Raw genomic sequence first — 19,795 nt, forward strand, 5'->3', positions numbered from 1 at the left:
ACTATCTGGTAGAAAGAATCTCCTCCAAAATTTCAGGACGTTCAATAATTTTTTGAATGAATTTACTGCTTTTCATTCTTTTAATATAGCATTTCAGAAAAACTGCGTCTGTTTTATTCTCACACTTAAAGATGACCTTGATTTCCCAATCTGAAGCAGCTTTAGTAAAGGCTTTTAAAAATCTATGACTATTATGCAATTTGATTCTTGCCGGAACGTCATTTGATTCTCCGGTATAATATTTATCAGCTTTTGCACTATAGATTATGTACAGAAAATGCATTGTTTCACAAATAATTAGAATAAAAAAGCCCCCTCTTTTTCAAGAAGGGGCTTCTGTTTTGCTTGTGGTGCCTCCAGCCCCGAAGCGTCGGGGGAACCAGGGACACTATCTAGTAGAAAGAATCTCCTCCAAAATTTCAGTACGTTCAATAATTTTGTGAATGAATTTTCTGCTTTTCATTCTTTTAATATAGCGTTCCAGAAAAACTGCGTCTGTTTTATTCTCACATTTAAAGATGAGCTTGATTTCCCAATCTGAAGCAGCTTTAGTAAAGGCTTTCAAAAATCTATGACTATTATGCATTTTGATTCTTGCCGGAACGTCATTTGATTCTCCGGTATAATATTTATCAGCTTTTGCACTATAGAGAAAATGCATTGTTTCACAAATAATTAGAATAAAAAAGCCCCCTCTTTTTCAAGAAGGGGCTTCTGCTTTGCTTGTGGTGCCTCCAGCCCCGAAGCGTCGGGGGAACCAGGGACACTATCTAGTAGAAAGAATCTCCTCCAAAATATCAGGGCGTTCAATAATTTTTTGAATGAATTTTCTGCTTTTCATTCTTTTAATATAGCGTTCCAGGAAAACTGCGTCTGTTTTATTCTCACACTTAAAGATGAGTTTGATTTTCCAATCTGAAGCAGCTTTAGTAAAGGCTTTTAAAAATCTATGACTATTATGCAATTTGATTCTTGCCGGAACGTCATTTGATTCTCCGGTATAATATTTATCAGCTTTTGCACTATAGATTATGTACAGAAAATGCATTGTTTCACTAAATAATTAAAATAAAAAAAGCCCCCTCTTTTTCAAGAAGGGGCTTCTGCTTTGCTTGTGGTGCCTCCAGGAATCGAACCAGGGACACAAGGATTTTCAGTCCTTTGCTCTACCAACTGAGCTAAGGCACCAGTGCTTAAAGCGGCTTACCTTGTAGTAAGCGGGTGCAAATATAGATTCAAATTTAATATCTCCCAAAGGAAAATGAAAAAAAATGCTTTTGTATTTTAGCTTTTTCAAGCACCCGCTTATGAACCTCATTATAGATATTGGGAATACTGTTGCTAAACTGGCTGTTTTTCAGAAGAATGAACTGTTGAGAAAAGAAGTTGTCGAACAAGAGTTAGTGTCAGAAATTATATATAATCTTTTTAAAGAATACTTCCCAATCAATAAAGTCGTGGTTTCGAACGTTTCTTCAGTAAGCTTCAGACTTCCGGAAAAACTTCAGCAGCGGGTAAAACTGGTGGAGCTTTCCGCAGCAACACCTCTTCCTTTCAAAAACCTGTATGCAACACCGGCTACCCTTGGAAATGATAGAAAAGCTTTGGTAGCTGCAGCAGTAAAAAATTATCCTGCGCAAAACGTGCTGGTGATAGATGCAGGAACCTGTATTACCTATGATTTTAAAAATGCTGCCGACGAATATCTTGGCGGCGGAATTTCCCCGGGCTTAAAAATGCGGTTTCGGGCATTGAATTCTTTTACCGCAAATTTGCCCTTGGTGGAAGCAGAAGGAACATGTGACCTGATTGGAGATTCCACAATTTCTTCTATAAGATCGGGAGTTCAGCAAGGCACAGTGATGGAAATTGAGGGAATAATCCACACCTATTCCAACCGATATAGAAATTTAATTACAATTATTACAGGTGGAGACGCAAGTTTTTTGTCTATAAACTTAAAAAATGGCATATTTGCGAACTCTAATTTCTTGTTGGAGGGCTTAAATTATATTCTCGAATTTAATATCGATCAATGACAAAACGATTTTTAATAATCGTATTCATTTTATTTTCAGTGATTACGACCGCTCAGGAGCGAACCTCTTCTCCCTATTCTTTCTATGGTTTAGGGTTGAATACTTTTAGGGGGACAGTGGAAAATAAATCAATGGGGGGTCTTAGTGTATTTTCAGATAGTATTCACGTAAATCTGCAAAACCCAGCTGCTTACGGAAATTTAAGACTTACCACGTATACCCTTGGTGCGAGCAATGTGTCTGTTAATATGAAATCGGATACAGAAAGTGCCACCGCGAATACAACTTCCCTGGACTATTTGGCTATTGGCATACCCGCCGGGAAATTCGGTTTTGGTTTTGGATTAATTCCTTATACATCTGTTGGGTATAATATTCTCGATATTAATGAAGAAGAAGGCCGGGCAGGTAGATTCTCCGGAAAAGGCGGATTAAACAAGGTTTTTCTTTCTGCGGGATATTCTGTTAATACCAATATTAGAATAGGAGTAGATTTGAATTATAACTTCGGAAATATTCAAAATAAAAATATTCTAATTCGTGAGGGTCTTCAATACGGAAGTAGGGAATTGAACAGAAGTGACCTTGGAGGTTTTAGCTATAAAGTGGGATTGGATTATGAGCGGATGTTAAGTGAAAACCTGCAGTTCAAATTCGGAGCTTATTATAGCCCGGAGATCAACCTTGATGCTGAAAATAAAAGAGAACTTGCTACCATACTTTTTGGTCCCCAGGGGCAGGAGGTCGCAGTTGATGTAAGAAATCTTGATGTGGCCGATTCAGAACTTACCGTGCCAGCAAATCTTACTGTGGGTGCGGGGATTGGAAAACCAAGATCCTGGTTTGTAGGGGGTGAATATTCCACTACAGAGGCGGGTGTCTTTAGCAACAGATCCTTTGATCTTGAAGGAGCTGCTTATGACAAAGCTGCGAGGTACAGCGTAGGAGGATATTTTATACCTAATTATAATTCCCTTACCAGCTACTTTAGCCGTATAGTTTACAGAGGGGGATTGAGAATGGAGGAGACGGGATTGAGCCTCAATGGAGAATCAATTAATGAGTTTGGCATAGCTTTTGGATTAGGACTACCAGCAGGACAATTGTTATCGAATATCAACCTTGGAATCGAGTATGGACAGCGCGGTACGAAAGATTCGGGTTTAATTCAAGAGAACTTTTTTAATGCTATGATAAGCATCTCGTTGAATGACAGATGGTTTATCAAAAGACGTTTCGAATAATCACATACTATACTAAATCAGCACTAAAACTTTTACTATGAAAACCAAGGTAATACTTTTTCTTTCGGGGGTTCTACTGGGTACAGGAGCCTTGCAGGCACAGGCAAATCAGGAGTGTGCTACTACTGCCTCTCTTGCTTATAGCGATGCTAAAGCCAATAATTATGATGCTGCTTACCCAAGAATTCAGCAACTAAGAAAAGATTGTCCATCATACAGTATTGTAACTTATCAATATGGCGAGAGGATCTTAAAAGACAGGTTGGATAAAGCACCAGATGGTGAAAAAGCAGCCATTGCAGAAGATCTGATGAAGCTATATAAAGAAAGGCTTCAGTATTTTCCTGCTAAAACTGATGCAGGAGAGATCAATGCAGACATAGCCCAGCTAATGTACGATGCTAAAATTGGTACAACAGAAGAACAATTTGAAGCATTTGATAAAGCTTTTAAGGCTGATGATAACAGCCTAAATGCAAAATCTTTGTATACTTATTTTTACTTGCTCGTTGAGCTACAGGATGCAGGAAAAAAAGATCTTCAGGATGTTTTTGACAGCTATGATGTGGTAACAGCAAAACTTGAAGAGCAGGAAAATGAGACTGCAGAAGGACTTGCTAAATTATTAGAAAAGCAGGAAGCCGGCGAGCAGCTGACAGATAAGGAGCAAAAAAGACTTAATGCATATGAAACTAACCTAAAAGCCTATAGCGCCGTTAAAGGTAGTATCAATGCAAAATTAGGTCAACGTGCAGACTGTGATAATCTTATACCTTTATACAGCAAAGACTTTGATGCTAAAAAAGGTGATACCGAATGGTTGAAGCGTGTAAACAGCAGGCTATCTGCCAAAGATTGTACAGAAGATCCATTGTTCGTAAAAGTTTCTGAAGCACTTCATAAGTTAGAGCCATCTGCAAGTTCTGCCTATTCTTTAGGACAGCTGGCTGAATCTGAAGGAAACCAGGCAAAGGCACTTCAGTATTACAATCAGGCTGCGGAGCTTCAAAAAGATCCTTCTACAAGAGCAAATATCTATTATAGAATTGCCAACCAATACAAAGAAAAAGGTCAGTTTGGTCAGGCAAGAAACTTCTATCGCAAAGCTGTAGATGCTAAGCCTTCGTTTGGTAGAGCTTACCTGCAAATTGCCAATATGATAGGACAAAGCGCTAATAACTGTGGGAACACTGCCTTTGAGAAAAGAGCTGTTTACTGGAAAGCTGCAGAATACGCAGATAGAGCAGGGAGAGTAGATCCTTCAATAAGCGGAACTGCAAACGAAACCGCAGCAGCCTACAGAGGTAGAGCTCCACAAAAAAGCGATATCTTCCAGAATGACATGCAGGGTAAAACCATTAGCATTGGTTGTTGGATAGGAGAAAGCGTACGCGTACCTAATTTGTAGTATGAAAATAACATACAGGAATAGTTTTACAGGCATTGTCACGATACTTTTCGTGACAATGCTTTTTTCATGTGAGGGAAATCTTAAAGGGGTACGGCAAATGGAAATGCCCGAAGATGCACCACAGGCAATTGGTCAGGGTATTAACTTGAAATACACCGATTCCGGCAGGGTAGTAGCTACTCTCAAAAGTGAAAAAATGAAAGATTATTCCAATAAAAATTTCCCTTATCGTGAATTTCCGGAAGGCCTTATGGTGGAATTCTATGATGAGGAGCGAAAAAAGAATACAGTAACAGCCAACTATGGAGTTATCTACAACGAAACCGGCCTCATCGATCTACAGGGGAACGTTGTGGTTATCACCAGTGACAGCACAGAATTAACTGCCGATCAACTCTATTGGGATCAAACCAATAACTGGGTATTTACAGACCATCCTAATACAATAAAGTTTAAGAACGGTGCCCGTAATAAAGGCCAGGGCTTTGATAGTAATCAGGAATTCACTAATTTCCGATCGAGGTCTAATGTGGGAGTGCAAATTTTAGAAGAAGAAACACCATGATGAAATTTTCAAAATTTTTCGAATTTGCATACCTGGCGGCGGCGGCATTTTTCTTGTATGAAGCCGTAATCATATGGAATGAGCAGCGCACGCAGGCTTATCTCTTCCTCTTTTTTGTGGCTGTTGGCATTTTTATGTTCTTCTTTAGAAGGCACTTCAGGCATAAATATGGCAACAGGAATAAATAGGTAATATGACCTACGAAATTGTCATCATTCTTATTTCTCTTGTCCTTTCAGCATTCTTTTCAGGGATGGAGATCGCTTATGTTTCTGCCAATAAGATCCATGTAGAGATCGAAAAAAAGCAGAATGATTTCCTGGCAAAAGTGCTAACGCGGCTAACCCGAAAACCTTCCAAGTTTATTGCAACAATGTTGGTAGGTAACAATATTGCTCTGGTAGTCTATGGTTTTTTTATGGGAGACCTGCTCATGGAACTCCTTAACCCGGCATATTTCAGGAATGAAATAGTGATCTATCTGCTTACCAATTTAAGCCTGCTCACCCAAACGATCATTTCCACTCTTATCATTCTTCTTACTGCCGAATTTCTTCCGAAAGTATTTTTTCAGATCTATGCCAATTTTCTGCTGAAGTTTTTTGCCTTACCGGCTTATTTGTTCTACCTGCTTTTTAGTTTCATCTCCTCCTTTGTGATCTGGATCTCGGATCTTGTGCTTAAGTGGTTTTTTAAAACAGAGGGAGATGAAGTGCAACTGGCCTTTACTAAGGTAGAGCTGGGGAACTATATAAGTGAACAGATGGAAAAGGTGGAACACGACCAGGAGATTGATTCAGAAATCCAGATCTTTCAGAACGCCCTGGAATTTTCTGAAGTGAAATCCAGGGAAGTGATGATCCCCCGAACCGAAATAGTGGCAGTAGAGATTACGACAGATCCAAGAGAGCTGGTACAGAATTTTACAGCTACCGGACTTTCAAAAATCCTGGTCTACCGGGAAAATATTGATGATATTATCGGTTATATCCACTCTTTTGAGCTATTTAAAAAGCCGTCGACTATAAAATCTATTCTTTTGCCGGTGGTTTTTGTTCCTGAAACCATGCTTGTAAAAGATGTGCTCAACATCCTCATCAAAAAACGAAAAAGTATCGCAGTTGTTATCGACGAGTACGGTGGGACCAGCGGTATGATGACCGTGGAAGACATCGTCGAAGAATTGTTCGGTGAGATCGAGGATGAACATGATCCGGTGGTGCTTATTGAAGAAAAGCTGGACGACAACAGGTATCTTTTCGCTGCCAGGCTGGAGGTAGATTATCTCAATGAGATCTATAAGCTTGATATCCCAATTGAGGAGAATTACGAAACCTTAGGAGGATATATATTAGATCATACAGAAGAGATACCGCCTAAGGATGGAGTTGTAGAAATAGACAATTTCACCTTTCATATCAAAGAGGTATCCAACACCCGGATTGAGCTTGTCGAGGTGATTGTTAAGCCTGTTGATTAATTTTAAGTTTTTCCTCACATTTTGAAGATTTATAGTTTTTTAATAAAGCTAAAAACGTTATTTTCGCCCCCTGTATTTCAGAATTAACAACATAGATAATGGCAGTATTAAATAAAATTAGGCAACGTTCGGTTTTCCTGATCGTGATCATCGCTCTGGCACTTTTCTCATTCGTCCTGGCCGATGTGATTAGGAATGGTGGTATGGTTTCTCAAAAATCTCAAAACACCATTGCGACAATTAATGGAGAAGATATTGAAAGAGAGCAGTTCGCGAGGCAGGTAGAAGCCTACCAACGCAATCTTGGGCCTAATGCCACTACTTCACAGGCTGTGAACATGGTTTGGGACCTTAATGTGAGAAGGGCGTTAATGGAAGAGCAGTTGGAAGAACTGGGAATTCGCGTGGAAGAAGCTCAGGTGAAAGAGATGTTGAGACAGGAAATGGGTAATAACCCAAATTTCGTTAACGAAGCAGGAATGTTTGATGAGAACAGGCTGCGTGAATATGTTGCAACTTTAAAGTCCACTTCCCCGCAGGCTTACCAGCAGTGGTTGGATTATGAAAATAATATTGCCGAGTCTGCCAGGGAGCAGATCTATCTTAACCTGGTAAGAGCAGGAGTAGGCGCCACCCTTCTTGAAGGAGAACAGTCTTACAGATTCGCCAATGACAATGTGGATATGGAATTCGTACAGATCCCTTATTCTTCTGTAGATGATTCTGAAGTTGAAATTTCAAAATCTGATATCCGTAAATATATTGAAGCAAACCCTGAAAAATTTTCTTCGGAAGCTACCAGGGATATTCGTTATGTCTTCTTCGAAGAAACAGCTTCTCCTGAAGATGAGCAGGAAGTAAGAAAGGATCTTGAAGGATTGCTTAACAGCCGTGTAGAATTTAATGCGGTTACCAAATCAAATGATACTGTTGCCGGATTCTCTAATACTTCTGAATACGAAACCTTCGTAAATGAAAATTCAGATCAAAAATTCCTGAACAGTTTTGTTTTTAAAGATCAATTGCCTGCAGAGCATGCAGATTCATTATTCAATCTTGGAGAAGGAGAGATCTATGGACCTTTTCAGTTCAACGGTTCCTGGAGAGTATCAAGACTTATAGAAACTGCTCAAATTCCTGATTCCTCTAAAGCTGCGCACATTCTTGTGGCATGGCAGGGATCTCCTGTAGGTGGACAGGTGACAAGGACAAAAGAAGAAGCTAAAGCCCTTGCCGATAGTATCAGCAATGTGGTGAAGAATGACCGCGCAAAATTTGCTGAACTGGCTTCAGAATTTTCAGCTGATGCCTCTAACAAAGAAGATGGTGGAGATCTTGGCTGGTTCTCACCGGGAATGATGGTTCCTGCATTCAATGATTTTGTTTTCACCAACAACGAGGGAACAATCGGTGTTGTTGAGACTCAGTTTGGATACCACGTAATAAACATTCAGGAGCAAACAGACAGGGAGAAAGCAATTAAGTTGGCTACCATTTCAAGAGCAATTGAACCTTCAGAAAAATCAATGAATGCATTGTTTGCCGAAGTGACCAATTTCGAACTTGATGCCAAAGAAGGAGATTTTGAAGAGCTTGCCAAAGCGAATGAAAAAGAGGTAAGACCGGTTAAGGATATTCAGCAATTAGAAGAAAGCATTCCGGGGTTAGGATCCCAAAGAAGGATTGTTCAATGGGCTTTTGAAGATGGAGTTGAAGTTGGAGATATCAAAAGATTTGAAGTTTCTGGCGGATACGTGGTTGCCCAGGTGACTGCGGTAAATGAAAAAGGCCTGAAATCTGTTGAATCAGCTTCTTCTACAGTGATCCCTATCCTTCAGAAGCAAAAGAAAGCCGAAATAATTAAAAGTAAAATTTCCGGAAATGATCTGCAGCAAATCGCGCAGAATCAGGGTGTGGAGGTGAACTCTGCCAGTTCCGTGAACCGTAACAATCCAACGCTTCCGGGTGTAGGTAATGAACCTAAGGTGGTTGGTACAGCCTTTGCTCTTGAACAGGGTGCGGTAAGTAAACCAATTGCAGGTGAAAAAGGAGTATTTGTGGTTAAGGTGCTTCAAAAGACTGAGGCTCCAAAGCTTGACTCTTACAGGCCTTATGCTTCGAGGGAAGCAGCTGCCAGAAGAACTACAGTAAATACTGAAGTATTCGAAGCTTTAAAAGAGAACGCAGAGATCGAGGATAACCGCGCAAGGTTCTATTAAGATTCTTTTTCTTATAATATCAAACCCTTCCACAGCCTGGAAGGGTTTTTTGTTTTGCCTCAGTTATAATTTACGGGAATATAATCTCGGGCGGTGGGGAAGGTGAAATCAGGATTAATTTGAAAGGATCATTTCTTCAAAGGAGAGGATGGTAGAATAACCTTTTTTCCTGAAATATTCCATATCCTCGTCACTTCCTGTTGCCAATACAAAATCTCCACCCCAACCGCCCAGGCTTTTTACAGCGCCTGGATAATCCGGGAATAACTCATTTTTTACCTTTTTTAAGCCTGTAAGTGTTGAGATGATGCTTTCGTGGACCTCAATAAGCAGTTCGAATTCAGCAAGGGTAGTGCAGGTAAGTATGCTTTGGGTGAGATTAGAGATCTTTTCAATTGCAATGTCCAATGTTGCTTTTTCCTGCTGCCGGTAGTGAACAATGGATTCCCGGCTATTCTGTTTTTTATTTAAAAAGACAAAAAATAACCTGTCTTTAAAAGGCGGATCAAAAGTGGCCTTAAAAATGACATTTTCTGCAGGCGTTCTGCGGTAGGTTATAGCACTTCCCTGCAGGGCCACGGCAACATCATATCCGCTGCCTCCAAAAGTTGTCTCAAGGAGCTCAAAAGCATCAACATCTGTCCACTTTGCCAGGTTTGCTATAAGCGTAGAGGAAGTTCCCAGCCCCCATTCCCGCGGAAAATCTGTTTTAGTTATAATTTGATATCCTTTCTCTCCTTTAAAAAGCTGCTGATTCCTCTTTGCAGCAGAACGAAGTGCCAGAAACAACATTTTTGACACTTCAGATGTTGGGAGCACTTCCTGATTAAGGTCTGATATTTTAAAGCTGTCTTCAAACCAGACTTTATCTTCCCGGTCAAGGCTTTTCCATTCGATCACCGTTTCCGGGATCTCTGTCACCTCCATCTGCTGCCCGAATTTTGTAGGTAAAGCAAGGGCAACAGCGCCATCCAGTACCACGTATTCTCCTGTAATAAGCAATTTACCGTGACTGTGAAACTTTTGCATTAACTTCTCAGTTTTTCCAGTTGTTCTTCTACTGCACTATGGGATACGTTATGAACTTTAAAATGTTTCACAAGGACCTCTTTTTCCTGCGGAGTAGCGTTTAGCTGATTGAGGATGTTCATTAGGTGCATTTTCATGTGCCCCTGCTGAATTCCCGTAGTGATCAGGGATCTTACGGCTGCAAAATTTTGTGCAAGTCCGGCGGCGGCTACGATCTTCATTAGATCGGGTGCCGATGGCTTCTGAAGGATCTCTAATGCGATCCTGGAAAGAGGATGTAAACCTGTTAAGCCCCCCACAGTCCCCAGGGCCAACGGAATTTCCATCCAAAACCTGAATTTTCCATTCCGAACATCGGCATGAGAAAGGCTGGTGTATTTTCCATCTTTTGAAGCGTAAGCATGAATTCCTGCCTCCACGGCTCTAAAGTCATTTCCGGTTGATAATACTACTGCATCTATCCCGTTCATGATCCCTTTATTGTGGGTCACCGCCCGGTAAGGTTCGGCTTCAGCAATTTTTAATGCCCTGACGAATTTTGCCGCGAAATCCTCTCCGCTCATTTCATGATCTGCCAGTTCCTTCACATCGCAGGAAACTTCAGCTCTCACAATACAGTCGGGTACGTAATTTGACAGTATGCTCATCACTATCTCAATATCTTTTTCAGAAGCTGAGAAATTTTCGTAGACAGCGGCTTCAGCTTTAAAAGTTTCAGCAAACCTTTCGAGACAGGAATTGATAAAATTTGCACCCATGGAATCTTTGGTTTCAAAGGTGCAGTGCAGCTGAAAATAATCTCCCAAAAGTGTCGTTTTATCCCGAAGTTCCAGGTTGATGACGCCGCCGCCGCGCTTTTCCATATTTTTGGTTAGGGGAGCGACCGTCTCCAGCAACCTCGGCTTTACGTGCAGAAAGAAATCGGGAAGTTTTGATTTATCTCCCTGGTACATGAAATGCACCTGTCCGATTTTTTGAGTGCCTAAAACCTCGGCTTTGAATCCGCCGCGCTTACCCCAAAATTTTGCTGCTTTACTGGCTGCTGCAATTACAGAACTTTCTTCGGTAGCCATGGGAATGGCGTAAAGCTCATTATTGATAAGGAAGTTTGGAGCGAGCCCAAAGGGTAAATAATAATTTGAAAGGGTGTTTTCTGTAAACTCCTCATGAAGCTGCTGCAGGTTGGCGTTAGGATTCCAATATTGCTGAAGGATATTTTTTGCTTCCGGATTATTAGCCAGGTAGGTGTTGCTTAACCATTCAATTTTCTCCTCTTTGGTAAGTTTTGAGAAGCCCGGGATAGGATCTGTCATTTCATTAAAATTTGGAGTGGCAAAGATACAACTCCTCAAACAAAAGCAGTAAACCTTCTTCCTTTCAGGAATCTTCAAAAAAATATAATTTTAGGGGACGGGTAAATCCTTTAACAAGTCCTTATGATTTAACACCGTAAAACCCTATTTTTAGCTGAATTTTTAGTAAACTTGGCAAGCAAAAATTTTAATAGCACTTTGATGAAGTTGACCTACGGGCTTTTGGCCTTTTTTCTTTCGGCCACGACGCTGCTTACTGCACAAAAAAAAGACATTACACTTGAAGATATATGGGGAGGTACTTTTCGCCAGGAAAGGATGGAATCTCTTCGATCTCTTAATAACGGAAATGAATATGTTGTTCTTAATTTCGATAGGGAATCAGGCACTTCTTCAATAGACGTGTTCTCTTATGAGACAGGAAAAAAGACCCGTACAATATTAAACAGTGGGGATCTTGACGGAATTCAATATTTTTCCGGCTACGAATTCAGCGATAACGAAAATAAGCTTATCCTGGGAACAGAGATTGAGTCTATCTACCGTCACTCTACCCGCGGAATTTTCTATGTCTATGATCTCAAATCAAAGGAGCTTCAGAAAATTTCTGAAGACAAGATCAAAGAACCCACGCTTTCTCCCAACGGTGAAAAAGTAGCTTATGTCTTTGAAAATAATATTTATGTAAAAGATCTGGCTTCCGGAGAAGTTACTCAGGTGACCACAGATGGGGAATGGAATAAGATCATCAATGGAGTTACAGACTGGGTTTATGAAGAAGAGTTCTCTTTTGTCCGCGCATTCGAATGGAATAAAGACAGCGACAAAATTGCATTTTTGAGGTTCGATGAATCCGAAGTTCCGGAATTTTCCATGGATGTATTTGGGCAAGATCTTTATCCTTCAAAAACGACTTTTAAATACCCGAAGGCAGGTGAAAAGAATTCTGATGTTTCTCTGCATATTTATGACCTTCAGAAAAACACTATTTCAGATGCCGATCTGGGAGATTACGAGGATTTCTACATTCCGCGAATAAAGTGGACCAATGATGCCGACATCCTGAGTGCTCAGCTACTCAACCGTCACCAGAATGTGCTCGACCTCTTCTTTATCAACGCTAAAACCAATGAAGCAAAAATTGTCCTTACCGAAAAAGATGAGGCTTACGTTGATGTCACCGACAATTTGACCTTTTTGGAAGACAACAGTTTTATCTGGACCAGTGAAAAAGATGGGTGGAACCATATTTATCATTACGACAAGTCCGGAAAATTGAAGAACCAGGTGACCAGAGGAAACTGGGAGGTGACAAATTATTACGGATTCGATCCTAAATCAAAAACTATTTTCTTCCAGAGTACCGAGAATGGAAGCATCAACCGGGATGTCTTTTCGATCAAAGCCAACGGAAAGAATAAAAAACAACTCACCGATAAAGTGGGGCAGAACAGCGCCGACTTTAGTGCAGATTATACTTATTTCATCAACAGCTTCAACAGTGCCACCACGCCGTATGAATTCACACTGCACCGCGCGAAAGACGGAAAACTGGTGAGGGAGATCCTCGATAACCAAAAGCTGTTAAAGCAAATGGCCGACTACAAATTTGTTCCGAAGGAATTTTCCACTCTTGCTGTAAATGGAGAAGACCTGAACATGTGGATGATCAAGCCTGCAAATTTTGATGAGACCAAACAATATCCGTTGTTCATCGCTCAGTATTCTGGACCGGGCTCTCAGGAGGTAGGGAACCGTTTTCATGGTACCAATGACTACTGGTACCAGATGCTTGCCGGGAAAGGATATATAGTTGTAGGGATCGATCCTCGGGGAACAGGCTATAAAGGAGCCGCTTTTAAGAAAGTGACTCAAAAGGAGCTTGGAAAGTATGAAGTAGAAGATATTATTGAGGCTGCTAGAATTCTTGGGGAGAGAGAATATATTGATTCAGAGAACATGGGGATTTGGGGTTGGAGCTATGGAGGATTCATGTCTTCAAATGCCCTTTTAAAAGGGAATGATGTTTATAAAATGGCTATTGCGGTCGCTCCCGTGACCAGCTGGAGATTCTATGACAGCATCTATACCGAAAGATATATGACCACGCCTCAGGAGAATCCCTCTGGCTATGATGAGAATTCCCCTATAAATCATGTGGAAAAATTGAAAGGAGATTACCTCCTGGTGCATGGTACTGGTGACGACAATGTACATGTGCAGAATACTATGAGAATGATCGAGGCTCTTGTGCAGGCAAATAAACAATTTGACTGGGCGATCTATCCGGATAAAAATCATGGAATTTACGGCGGTAATACCCGTCTGCACCTTTACACACTTATGACAAATTTTATTGAAGAAAATTTAAAAGTTAATCCTAATATTAAATCCTCCCTATAATGGCAGCAACAACAGCACCGCAAAACCGTGAACTCTTTGGGCATCCGGTAGGTCTATATGTTTTATTTTTCACAGAGATGTGGGAACGCTTCTCCTACTATGGAATGCGTGCAATCCTGGTTCTTTATCTTGTAAGTGCTACCCAGGGCGGTAATGCCGGGCTTGGCTGGACCAATGCCGAAGCTTTGGCCCTTTATGGATGGTATACCATGTTGGTATATGTCGCATCTATTCCAGGTGGGATCATCGCAGATAAGTTACTTGGACAGAAAAAAGCTGTGCTTTGGGGTGGGATTATCCTTGTTGCCGGTCACGGTATTCTGGCTGTCGAAGAAATGTGGGCCTTTTATACCGGTCTTGGTTTGATCATCGCCGGGGTAGGAATGCTTAAGCCAAATATTTCCACCATGGTGGGAGGTCTCTACAAAGAAGGAGATATTAGAAGAGATAAAGGTTTTACCATTTTCTACATCGGGATCAATTTGGGAGCTTTTCTTTCCTCTTTGATCGTTGGATATGTGGGAGAAAACATTGGATGGCACTGGGGCTTTGGCCTTGCCGGAATAGCCATGGCTTTTGGATTATTGGTTTACCTCTGGGGTCAAAAGTACCTGGTGGAGGTAGGGAACCTGCTTTCTAAAGCCGAAAGAGATTCGGGAGCTTCCTTTGGAGGAATGTTCACAGATCTTTTCAAATCTCCGGTACAGTTAACCATAACTGCCCTTTTGATGGCATTTTCTATTTACTGGTTGCTGGCCGAAGATCTTGCTTATGGATTCCTGTTTATTTTCCTCACGCTGGTTACCGCGATGATGTTGATGGTTTACAAAGATCTTACCTCACAGGTAATGAAGGACCGTTACGTAGTGATGCTGCTTTCCTTCATCCTGGTAATAGTTTTCTGGGGAGCTTTTGAACAGGCCGGTGGTCTTATGAATATTTATGCCCTTGAAAAAACTGACAGATCCTTGCCTTTTAGTCTGCCATTAATAGGTAGCGAAGTACCTGCTTCCTGGTTCCAGTCGCTTAATGCCTTGTTCATCATCATCTTTGGTGTGATCGTAGCGAATTTCTGGGCTAAACGAAAATTAAAGAGCAAAGAAGCTTCCTCTATCTTTAAAATGGCAATAGGGGTAGCTATTATGGGTCTTGGATTTATTTTCATGGTCTTTGCTTCTATGGAATTCCAGAATGATGGAGCTTCAGCCATGTACTGGTTGGTACTGGCATATTTGTTCCACACTATTGGGGAATTAAGTTCCTCGCCGGTAGCACTTTCTTTCATAACCAAGCTTGCGCCGGTAAAGTATGCATCTTTAATGATGGGAGTTTATTTCGCAGCTACAGGTCTTGGGAACAAAGTTGCCGGTATTGTGGGAGAATTTTCTTCTGAAGCCGGGGACGGAACCATCTTCCTTGGTATAACAATTTTTACAGTAGCCTTTGCCATTATTGTTTTGCTTATGCTTAAGCCTCTTAAGCGTCTTACTCACGGAGTTGAAGATGAAGAAAGAGAGTTGCCTCAGCAGGAGAATTTTGAACTTGGAGATGAGGATCTTGTAGATAAAGAAGATACTAAAAGAAGAAGGTAATGGCAGCAACGGTTCCTGCGGCAGAACATGATTTTTTTAAATCAAAAGTATTAGGTCATCCCGCCGGCCTTTTCGTTCTTTTCTTTACAGAAATGTGGGAGCGATTCTCTTTCTACGGAATGAGAGTACTGCTCATTAACTTTCTTACGATGGCTATCGTAGGGGTAGACAATCCCGGATGGGGCTGGAGTGCAGAGAATGCCGGAGCCCTTTTTGGAACCTATGCGGGTTTGCTCTATTTAACACCTATTGCCGGAGGTATAATTGCCGATAAGATCACCGGTTATCGCTGGGCGGTGGTCATTGGTGCGGCGATCATGACCTTGGGACATGCCTCTATGGCTATTGAAACGGAGTTTTCATTATATTTTGGGCTTGGTCTGCTTGTTATTGGTACGGGATTTTTTAAACCCAATATCACTTCCATAATTTCTGAAATGTATGACGGGAAGCCCGATAAAAAGGATGGGGCCTATACCATCTTTTACATGGGTGTGAATGCGGGTGCTTTCTTCGGAATGATGCTTTGCGGCTATCTGGCCGAAAGAGTTGGCTGGAGCTGGGGCTTTGGGCTGGCCGGAATTTTCATGTTGCTGGGAACCTTACAATTTTGGTTGGCAAAACCTCTTTTCGGAAACATAGGGGGGGTACCCGATAAAGCTAAAAAAGCTGAAGAATTTAAAAAAGAAGAAGCTTCAGGAATTAAAGATCACGGGCATAATCCTTTTACCCTTTTAGATAAGATCCTTGTCCTGGCCACTTCTGTAATTGGATTTCTTTACCTCATTAATGATCCTGTCTCCAGGATAGCAGACTTAAACCTGCTTCCGGCAGTGATGCCTTTTGACTTTCAGGGAGAGCCATTTTCAGGACCCCTGGCATTGGCATTGATTGGTCTGGTGTTGTTCCTTGTGCTGGTTATTTCCAGGATCGCCAGGTATGCAAAAGTGGTTCGGGACAGAATGATCGCAGTGATCATATTTGCCTTTTTTACAGTTTTCTTCTGGATGTCTTTCGAGCAGGGTGCAACTTCTTTAATCATCTTTGCCAGGGATTCTGTAGACAGAGTGTTGGTGGGAGGAGGAGCTACCATGTTTAATATATTCAATACCCTGCTTACCGTAATTCCACTTATGATCATAACATGGGTGCTGTACTTGCTTTGGAAACAAACCTACAAGCAGGTGCTGGGTTCGAATATCGTTCTCGTGATATGCTTCGGATTGATCTGGGCGATTGTAATATGGATGTTGGTTAGGGAATTCCAGGGAGATACTACAGAGATCACCGTGTCCTGGTTCAGTATTCTTAACTCCTTTTTCATTATTGTTTTTGCTTCTTTCTTTTCAAAATGGTGGGAAAGCAAATACAATCCTTCAGCTGCATGGAAGTACAGCTTTGGACTTATCCTTCTAGGTCTTGGATTTGGATTACTGGCTTTTGGATCTTCAGGAGTGGCCGAAGGTGCCAAAGTAAGCATGGTTTGGCTTATTCTGGCCTATCTTTTCCATACTTTGGGCGAACTGTGCTTATCTCCTTTGGGGTTATCATACGTTAGTAAACTGGTACCTGCTAGAATGATTGCCTTTATGTTTGGGATGTGGTACCTTGCCATTGCTATAGGTAATAAGCTTGCGGGTTCGTTTGGGGGAATGATCAATGAAATTACAGAACAGTACAGCCTGTCGGCCTTCTTCCTTATCTTTACCGTAGTGCCAATTTCTGCGGGAATTATTGTAGCCTTGCTTAATCCATTACTCAAGAAACTAATGCATGGAGTGAAATAAAACCGGTCAAAAAATATATTTTTGCGCCCTCTTCAAGAGGGCGTTATTTTTTATAAATTAGGTACGACTATTGAGTAGATGGAAGAAAAAGCATGAAAAAATATATACTTACATTTTTGATCCTTGTTGCCGCTGTGTCTTCGGGGATCTCCCAGGAGATCAAATGGATGACTATGAATGAGGCCTTGGCGGCTCAGAAAAAGAAACCTAAAAAGATCTTTATGGATGCCTATACCACCTGGTGCGGGCCTTGTAAGCTGCTGGATCAAAATACTTTTTCCAATAAGGATGTGGCCCAATATATCAACAAACATTATTATCCCGTAAAATTCAATGCTGAAGGCACTGAAGAAGTAAGATACAGGGAACTTACCTTCACCAATCCCGATTATGATCCTAACAGGAAGGGCCGTAACAGTACTCATCAGTTTACACGGGCCATGAAAATAACGGGTTATCCCAGTCTCGTCTTCTTTGATGAAAAAGGGGATTTGATTGGGCCTATTCCCGGATATCGTAATCCGCATCAAATAGAATTGTTTCTGAAGTTGTTCAAGGACGAAGATTATAAGCAGATCAATACTCCCGAAGCTTTTAAAGAATATTCTGATTCCTTTACGAACGAATTCGAACCTGCGAATTAGGAAGACTTAAAAAGACCTTTATTTTAACCGGAAAGCCCCTTTGTCGGCGGTATAGTGAAAAGGAATTTGGTGCTCCCGGGCGGTTTTCTGCCATTTAGCAACGATAGATCTGTAATTACTGCCATCGGCAATTATCACTGAAGGCTTTACCCGCTCCAACACTCGTACCAGGTTGATCTTTGGACTGTTACTTAGCAGTAAGTGATTTTGCTGCGGAATTTGCTGCGGAAGGATTCCTGTGCTGTCCAGCAGGATCAAAAAATAGCCTTTTTGAAGATATAAATTCTGAAGTGTTTTTTGCTCAACTTCCGAAATATCCTCCCCAACTTTATAATTTTTGATTATAGCCAAATCCTCCACCGCACCTGAAGAATTGTGGTAAAGCTGCAATTTATTTTCTTCAGATCTCCCGATCATGGTGTTGCGGTTTCTGTGAAAGACTATCAGTTCCTCTTTTGTCTTCACCTGCTGGACAACATACACTGTCTGAATTATAATTACAGATGATAACACCGCCAGAATTTTTCTGTAGCTGAAGTTCTTCAATAACAGGAAAGTCAGAAAAATTATTAGATACCAGGCCCAAACTTCCGGCAGGCTGAAAGTTATATCCCTGAATAGAAATTTTTCCTGCGAAGCTATTACTTCAACGGTCGTGTTAAGCACAGAGATGATGAACTCGTAAGCTTTGACAATGAAAGAAGGTAAGAGTTCGGCCAACGCTAAAATGAGCACCAGCACGCCCAAAATAAGAATTATCCCCAGGAATGGTAGAATAATAAGGTTGGAGAGGAAAAAGAGTCCGGGGAATTGATGAAAATAATACAAGCTAAGGGGTAAAACTCCCATTTGTGCGGCTATGGTTACTGTGAGCAGATCCCAAAAATATTTTCCGGTTCTGTTGGAAGGCTCCCATAGTTCCAGCAGCAGCGGCCTTTGCAATACAATGGAGATCACAGCAGCATAACTTAGTTGAAATCCCACTTCAAAGATCCACTGCGGCTTGATGAGCAACAGCAGCATTAATGATAGAAAAACTGAATTCAGAGTACCGGTGCGGCGTTTGATCTGCATCCCCACCGCAACAAAGCTGAACATAGTCACCGCACGCACCACCGACGGGGACAGCCCTGCCAGTACTGCAAATCCCCAAAGACAGAGGATTACCAGCAAAGTCTTCAGGAATTTACCTTTTTTGAATCTGTCAAATGGAGAAAACAACCAATTGAGAATTAGAAGAATGATCCCCACATGCAGCCCTGAAACAGCCAAAATATGAACAGCCCCTGCTGCGGCGAAGTTGTTATAGGTTTCGGTTGAAATATCCTGTTTCTGCCCCAGGAGCAGTGCCTGGACGATTGCCAGCTCTTCAGCTCCAAAATTCCTCTTCTGTAATGCCGTCGTTATCTGCTTCCGGAGTTTTGCGGCGGTTGTCTGGAGATCTGAACTTTCACCCGAAACCTGCCTGTAAGCTCCGTTTCTAAGGTTGATTTGCCTGTAAACTCCTTTCCTGCTCATGAATTCAGCATAATCGAACTGATGAGGATTAACAGGAGCGGGGATAACTTCAGGAGGTGCGGAAACCATGATTTCTTCCCCTTCCAAAAATGGCATTTTTAGAGAATCTTTCGGGTGTAGCAGGAGCACCTTTCCATGGGTGCCACGATCGTTTACTGAAACAACCTCAGCAATGAATTTGTGATTGTAGAGATCCGGCTTCAGGGATTCCTTGATGCGGAGCTGCAGGAGGGGAAATTCTTCCGAAGAAATTAAGTTTAAATAATGCCTTGGCTGATTTTGCGGAAGATTAAGGCTGGTAACGAAAATTCCGAGGATAAAGAAGAGGAGGAAAGTGCAACTTCCGAAGAAAGCATCGGGGAATAATATCTTTTTGGCACGAAAATATCCCACCACGAATAACAACAGCCCAAACAGGAGGGCCAAAAATGCCATTTTAAGGGGCAGTTCCAGGTAAAATCCAATGCTTGTGCCCAGAAAAAGTACAAGGCAAAGTCGAATGATAGCGGTGTTCAATTAATTATTTCCCAAGGTTTTACCTAAGATAATAA

At 41.4% G+C, this 19,795-nt stretch carries 17 protein-coding genes and 1 tRNA gene; 11 read left to right on the plus strand and 7 right to left on the minus strand.

All coding sequences use genetic code 11. From position 1 onward, the window contains the following. Position 1 precedes the first annotated feature (1 nt). From CRO16_RS07475 to CRO16_RS07490, 4 genes are all read right to left on the minus strand, one after another. Positions 2–283 carry a GIY-YIG nuclease family protein gene (locus CRO16_RS07475; RefSeq protein WP_097055661.1) on the minus strand — a complete coding sequence of 94 codons (282 nt, stop codon included), beginning with the start codon at positions 281–283 and terminating at the stop codon, positions 2–4. A 105-nt stretch (positions 284–388) separates the two neighbouring features. Further along, positions 389–661 (minus strand): GIY-YIG nuclease family protein, encoded by a 273-nt coding sequence (locus CRO16_RS07480; protein WP_097055662.1) that lies wholly within the window; start codon positions 659–661, stop codon positions 389–391. A gap of 105 nt (positions 662–766) precedes the next feature. Continuing rightward, positions 767–1,048, minus strand: coding sequence for a GIY-YIG nuclease family protein (locus tag CRO16_RS07485; RefSeq protein ID WP_097055663.1), 282 nt, complete (start codon positions 1,046–1,048; stop codon positions 767–769). 67 nt (positions 1,049–1,115) lie between these two features. Beyond that, positions 1,116–1,188, minus strand: a tRNA-Phe gene (locus CRO16_RS07490). 119 nt (positions 1,189–1,307) lie between these two features. Between CRO16_RS07490 and CRO16_RS07495 the strand changes: the two genes are divergently transcribed. The 7 genes from CRO16_RS07495 to CRO16_RS07525 all read left to right on the plus strand — a co-directional run bounded on the left by CRO16_RS07495 (position 1,308) and on the right by CRO16_RS07525 (position 8,958). Further along, positions 1,308–2,039, plus strand: a complete 732-nt coding sequence (locus tag CRO16_RS07495; protein WP_097055664.1) for a type III pantothenate kinase — start codon at positions 1,308–1,310, stop codon at positions 2,037–2,039. Then, on the plus strand, positions 2,036–3,283 hold the full coding sequence (locus CRO16_RS07500; protein WP_097055665.1) for a hypothetical protein: 1,248 nt from the start codon (positions 2,036–2,038) through the stop codon (positions 3,281–3,283). Before CRO16_RS07495 ends, CRO16_RS07500 begins: the two co-directional genes overlap by 4 nt. Before the next feature lie 37 nt (positions 3,284–3,320). Next, entirely contained in the window at positions 3,321–4,691 is a 1,371-nt protein-coding gene (locus tag CRO16_RS07505; RefSeq protein ID WP_097055666.1) for a hypothetical protein, read from the plus strand. Position 4,692: 1 nt separating this feature from the next. Next, on the plus strand, positions 4,693–5,259 hold the full coding sequence (gene lptC / locus CRO16_RS07510; RefSeq protein WP_097055667.1) for an LPS export ABC transporter periplasmic protein LptC: 567 nt from the start codon (positions 4,693–4,695) through the stop codon (positions 5,257–5,259). Further along, entirely contained in the window at positions 5,256–5,447 is a 192-nt protein-coding gene (locus CRO16_RS07515) for a hypothetical protein (protein WP_097055668.1), read from the plus strand. The genes lptC and CRO16_RS07515 overlap by 4 nt, the downstream gene beginning before the upstream one ends. 5 nt (positions 5,448–5,452) lie before the next feature. Further along, a complete protein-coding gene (locus CRO16_RS07520) occupies positions 5,453–6,739 on the plus strand; it encodes a hemolysin family protein (RefSeq protein ID WP_097055669.1) in 1,287 nt (428 codons plus the stop codon). A gap of 98 nt (positions 6,740–6,837) precedes the next feature. Then, positions 6,838–8,958: a peptidylprolyl isomerase gene (locus tag CRO16_RS07525; protein ID WP_097055670.1), complete on the plus strand. Its 2,121-nt coding sequence runs from the start codon at positions 6,838–6,840 to the stop codon at positions 8,956–8,958. 114 nt (positions 8,959–9,072) lie between these two features. Here CRO16_RS07525 and CRO16_RS07530 read toward each other — a convergent pair whose 3' ends face one another. Both CRO16_RS07530 and CRO16_RS07535 read right to left on the minus strand, forming a co-directional pair. Continuing rightward, the gene (locus tag CRO16_RS07530; protein ID WP_097055671.1) at positions 9,073–9,987 is read right to left on the minus strand and encodes a GYDIA family GHMP kinase; all 915 of its coding nucleotides are present in this window, start codon (positions 9,985–9,987) and stop codon (positions 9,073–9,075) included. Further along, positions 9,987–11,300, minus strand: a complete 1,314-nt coding sequence (locus CRO16_RS07535) for a hydroxymethylglutaryl-CoA reductase, degradative (protein ID WP_097055672.1) — start codon at positions 11,298–11,300, stop codon at positions 9,987–9,989. Before CRO16_RS07535 ends, CRO16_RS07530 begins: the two co-directional genes overlap by 1 nt. Positions 11,301–11,501: 201 nt before the next feature. Here CRO16_RS07535 and CRO16_RS07540 point away from each other — a divergent pair, with 201 nt between their 5' ends. The 4 genes from CRO16_RS07540 (at position 11,502) to CRO16_RS07555 (ending at position 17,726) form a co-directional block, all read left to right on the plus strand. Continuing rightward, entirely contained in the window at positions 11,502–13,703 is a 2,202-nt protein-coding gene (locus tag CRO16_RS07540) for a S9 family peptidase (protein ID WP_097055673.1), read from the plus strand. Continuing rightward, positions 13,703–15,295, plus strand: coding sequence for a peptide MFS transporter (locus tag CRO16_RS07545; protein WP_097055674.1), 1,593 nt, complete (start codon positions 13,703–13,705; stop codon positions 15,293–15,295). The genes CRO16_RS07540 and CRO16_RS07545 overlap by 1 nt, the downstream gene beginning before the upstream one ends. Beyond that, positions 15,295–17,082, plus strand: coding sequence for a peptide MFS transporter (locus CRO16_RS07550; RefSeq protein WP_097055675.1), 1,788 nt, complete (start codon positions 15,295–15,297; stop codon positions 17,080–17,082). The genes CRO16_RS07545 and CRO16_RS07550 overlap by 1 nt, the downstream gene beginning before the upstream one ends. A 92-nt stretch (positions 17,083–17,174) precedes the next feature. Next, positions 17,175–17,726 carry a thioredoxin family protein gene (locus CRO16_RS07555; RefSeq protein WP_097055676.1) on the plus strand — a complete coding sequence of 184 codons (552 nt, stop codon included), beginning with the start codon at positions 17,175–17,177 and terminating at the stop codon, positions 17,724–17,726. 18 nt (positions 17,727–17,744) lie between these two features. Here CRO16_RS07555 and CRO16_RS07560 read toward each other — a convergent pair whose 3' ends face one another. Then, positions 17,745–19,760, minus strand: a complete 2,016-nt coding sequence (locus tag CRO16_RS07560; RefSeq protein ID WP_143544468.1) for a ComEC/Rec2 family competence protein — start codon at positions 19,758–19,760, stop codon at positions 17,745–17,747. Positions 19,761–19,795: the final 35 nt, after the last annotated feature.

The sequence above is a fragment of the Salinimicrobium sediminis genome (genome assembly GCF_900215295.1).
In the GTDB taxonomy this organism is placed as follows: domain Bacteria; phylum Bacteroidota; class Bacteroidia; order Flavobacteriales; family Flavobacteriaceae; genus Salinimicrobium; species Salinimicrobium sediminis.

Excerpts from the sequence above, each read along its gene's own strand:
- CRO16_RS07475 (WP_097055661.1), bottom strand. The coding sequence starts at position 283 with ATGCATTTTCTGTACATAATCTATAGTGCAAAAGCTGATAAATATTAT.
- CRO16_RS07480 (WP_097055662.1), bottom strand. The coding sequence starts at position 661 with ATGCATTTTCTCTATAGTGCAAAAGCTGATAAATATTATACCGGAGAA.
- CRO16_RS07485 (WP_097055663.1), bottom strand. The coding sequence starts at position 1,048 with ATGCATTTTCTGTACATAATCTATAGTGCAAAAGCTGATAAATATTAT.
- CRO16_RS07495 (WP_097055664.1), top strand. The coding sequence starts at position 1,308 with ATGAACCTCATTATAGATATTGGGAATACTGTTGCTAAACTGGCTGTT.
- CRO16_RS07500 (WP_097055665.1), top strand. The coding sequence starts at position 2,036 with ATGACAAAACGATTTTTAATAATCGTATTCATTTTATTTTCAGTGATT.
- CRO16_RS07505 (WP_097055666.1), top strand. The coding sequence starts at position 3,321 with ATGAAAACCAAGGTAATACTTTTTCTTTCGGGGGTTCTACTGGGTACA.
- lptC (WP_097055667.1), top strand. The coding sequence starts at position 4,693 with ATGAAAATAACATACAGGAATAGTTTTACAGGCATTGTCACGATACTT.
- CRO16_RS07515 (WP_097055668.1), top strand. The coding sequence starts at position 5,256 with ATGATGAAATTTTCAAAATTTTTCGAATTTGCATACCTGGCGGCGGCG.
- CRO16_RS07520 (WP_097055669.1), top strand. The coding sequence starts at position 5,453 with ATGACCTACGAAATTGTCATCATTCTTATTTCTCTTGTCCTTTCAGCA.
- CRO16_RS07525 (WP_097055670.1), top strand. The coding sequence starts at position 6,838 with ATGGCAGTATTAAATAAAATTAGGCAACGTTCGGTTTTCCTGATCGTG.
- CRO16_RS07530 (WP_097055671.1), bottom strand. The coding sequence starts at position 9,987 with ATGCAAAAGTTTCACAGTCACGGTAAATTGCTTATTACAGGAGAATAC.
- CRO16_RS07535 (WP_097055672.1), bottom strand. The coding sequence starts at position 11,300 with ATGACAGATCCTATCCCGGGCTTCTCAAAACTTACCAAAGAGGAGAAA.
- CRO16_RS07540 (WP_097055673.1), top strand. The coding sequence starts at position 11,502 with ATGAAGTTGACCTACGGGCTTTTGGCCTTTTTTCTTTCGGCCACGACG.
- CRO16_RS07545 (WP_097055674.1), top strand. The coding sequence starts at position 13,703 with ATGGCAGCAACAACAGCACCGCAAAACCGTGAACTCTTTGGGCATCCG.
- CRO16_RS07550 (WP_097055675.1), top strand. The coding sequence starts at position 15,295 with ATGGCAGCAACGGTTCCTGCGGCAGAACATGATTTTTTTAAATCAAAA.
- CRO16_RS07555 (WP_097055676.1), top strand. The coding sequence starts at position 17,175 with ATGAAAAAATATATACTTACATTTTTGATCCTTGTTGCCGCTGTGTCT.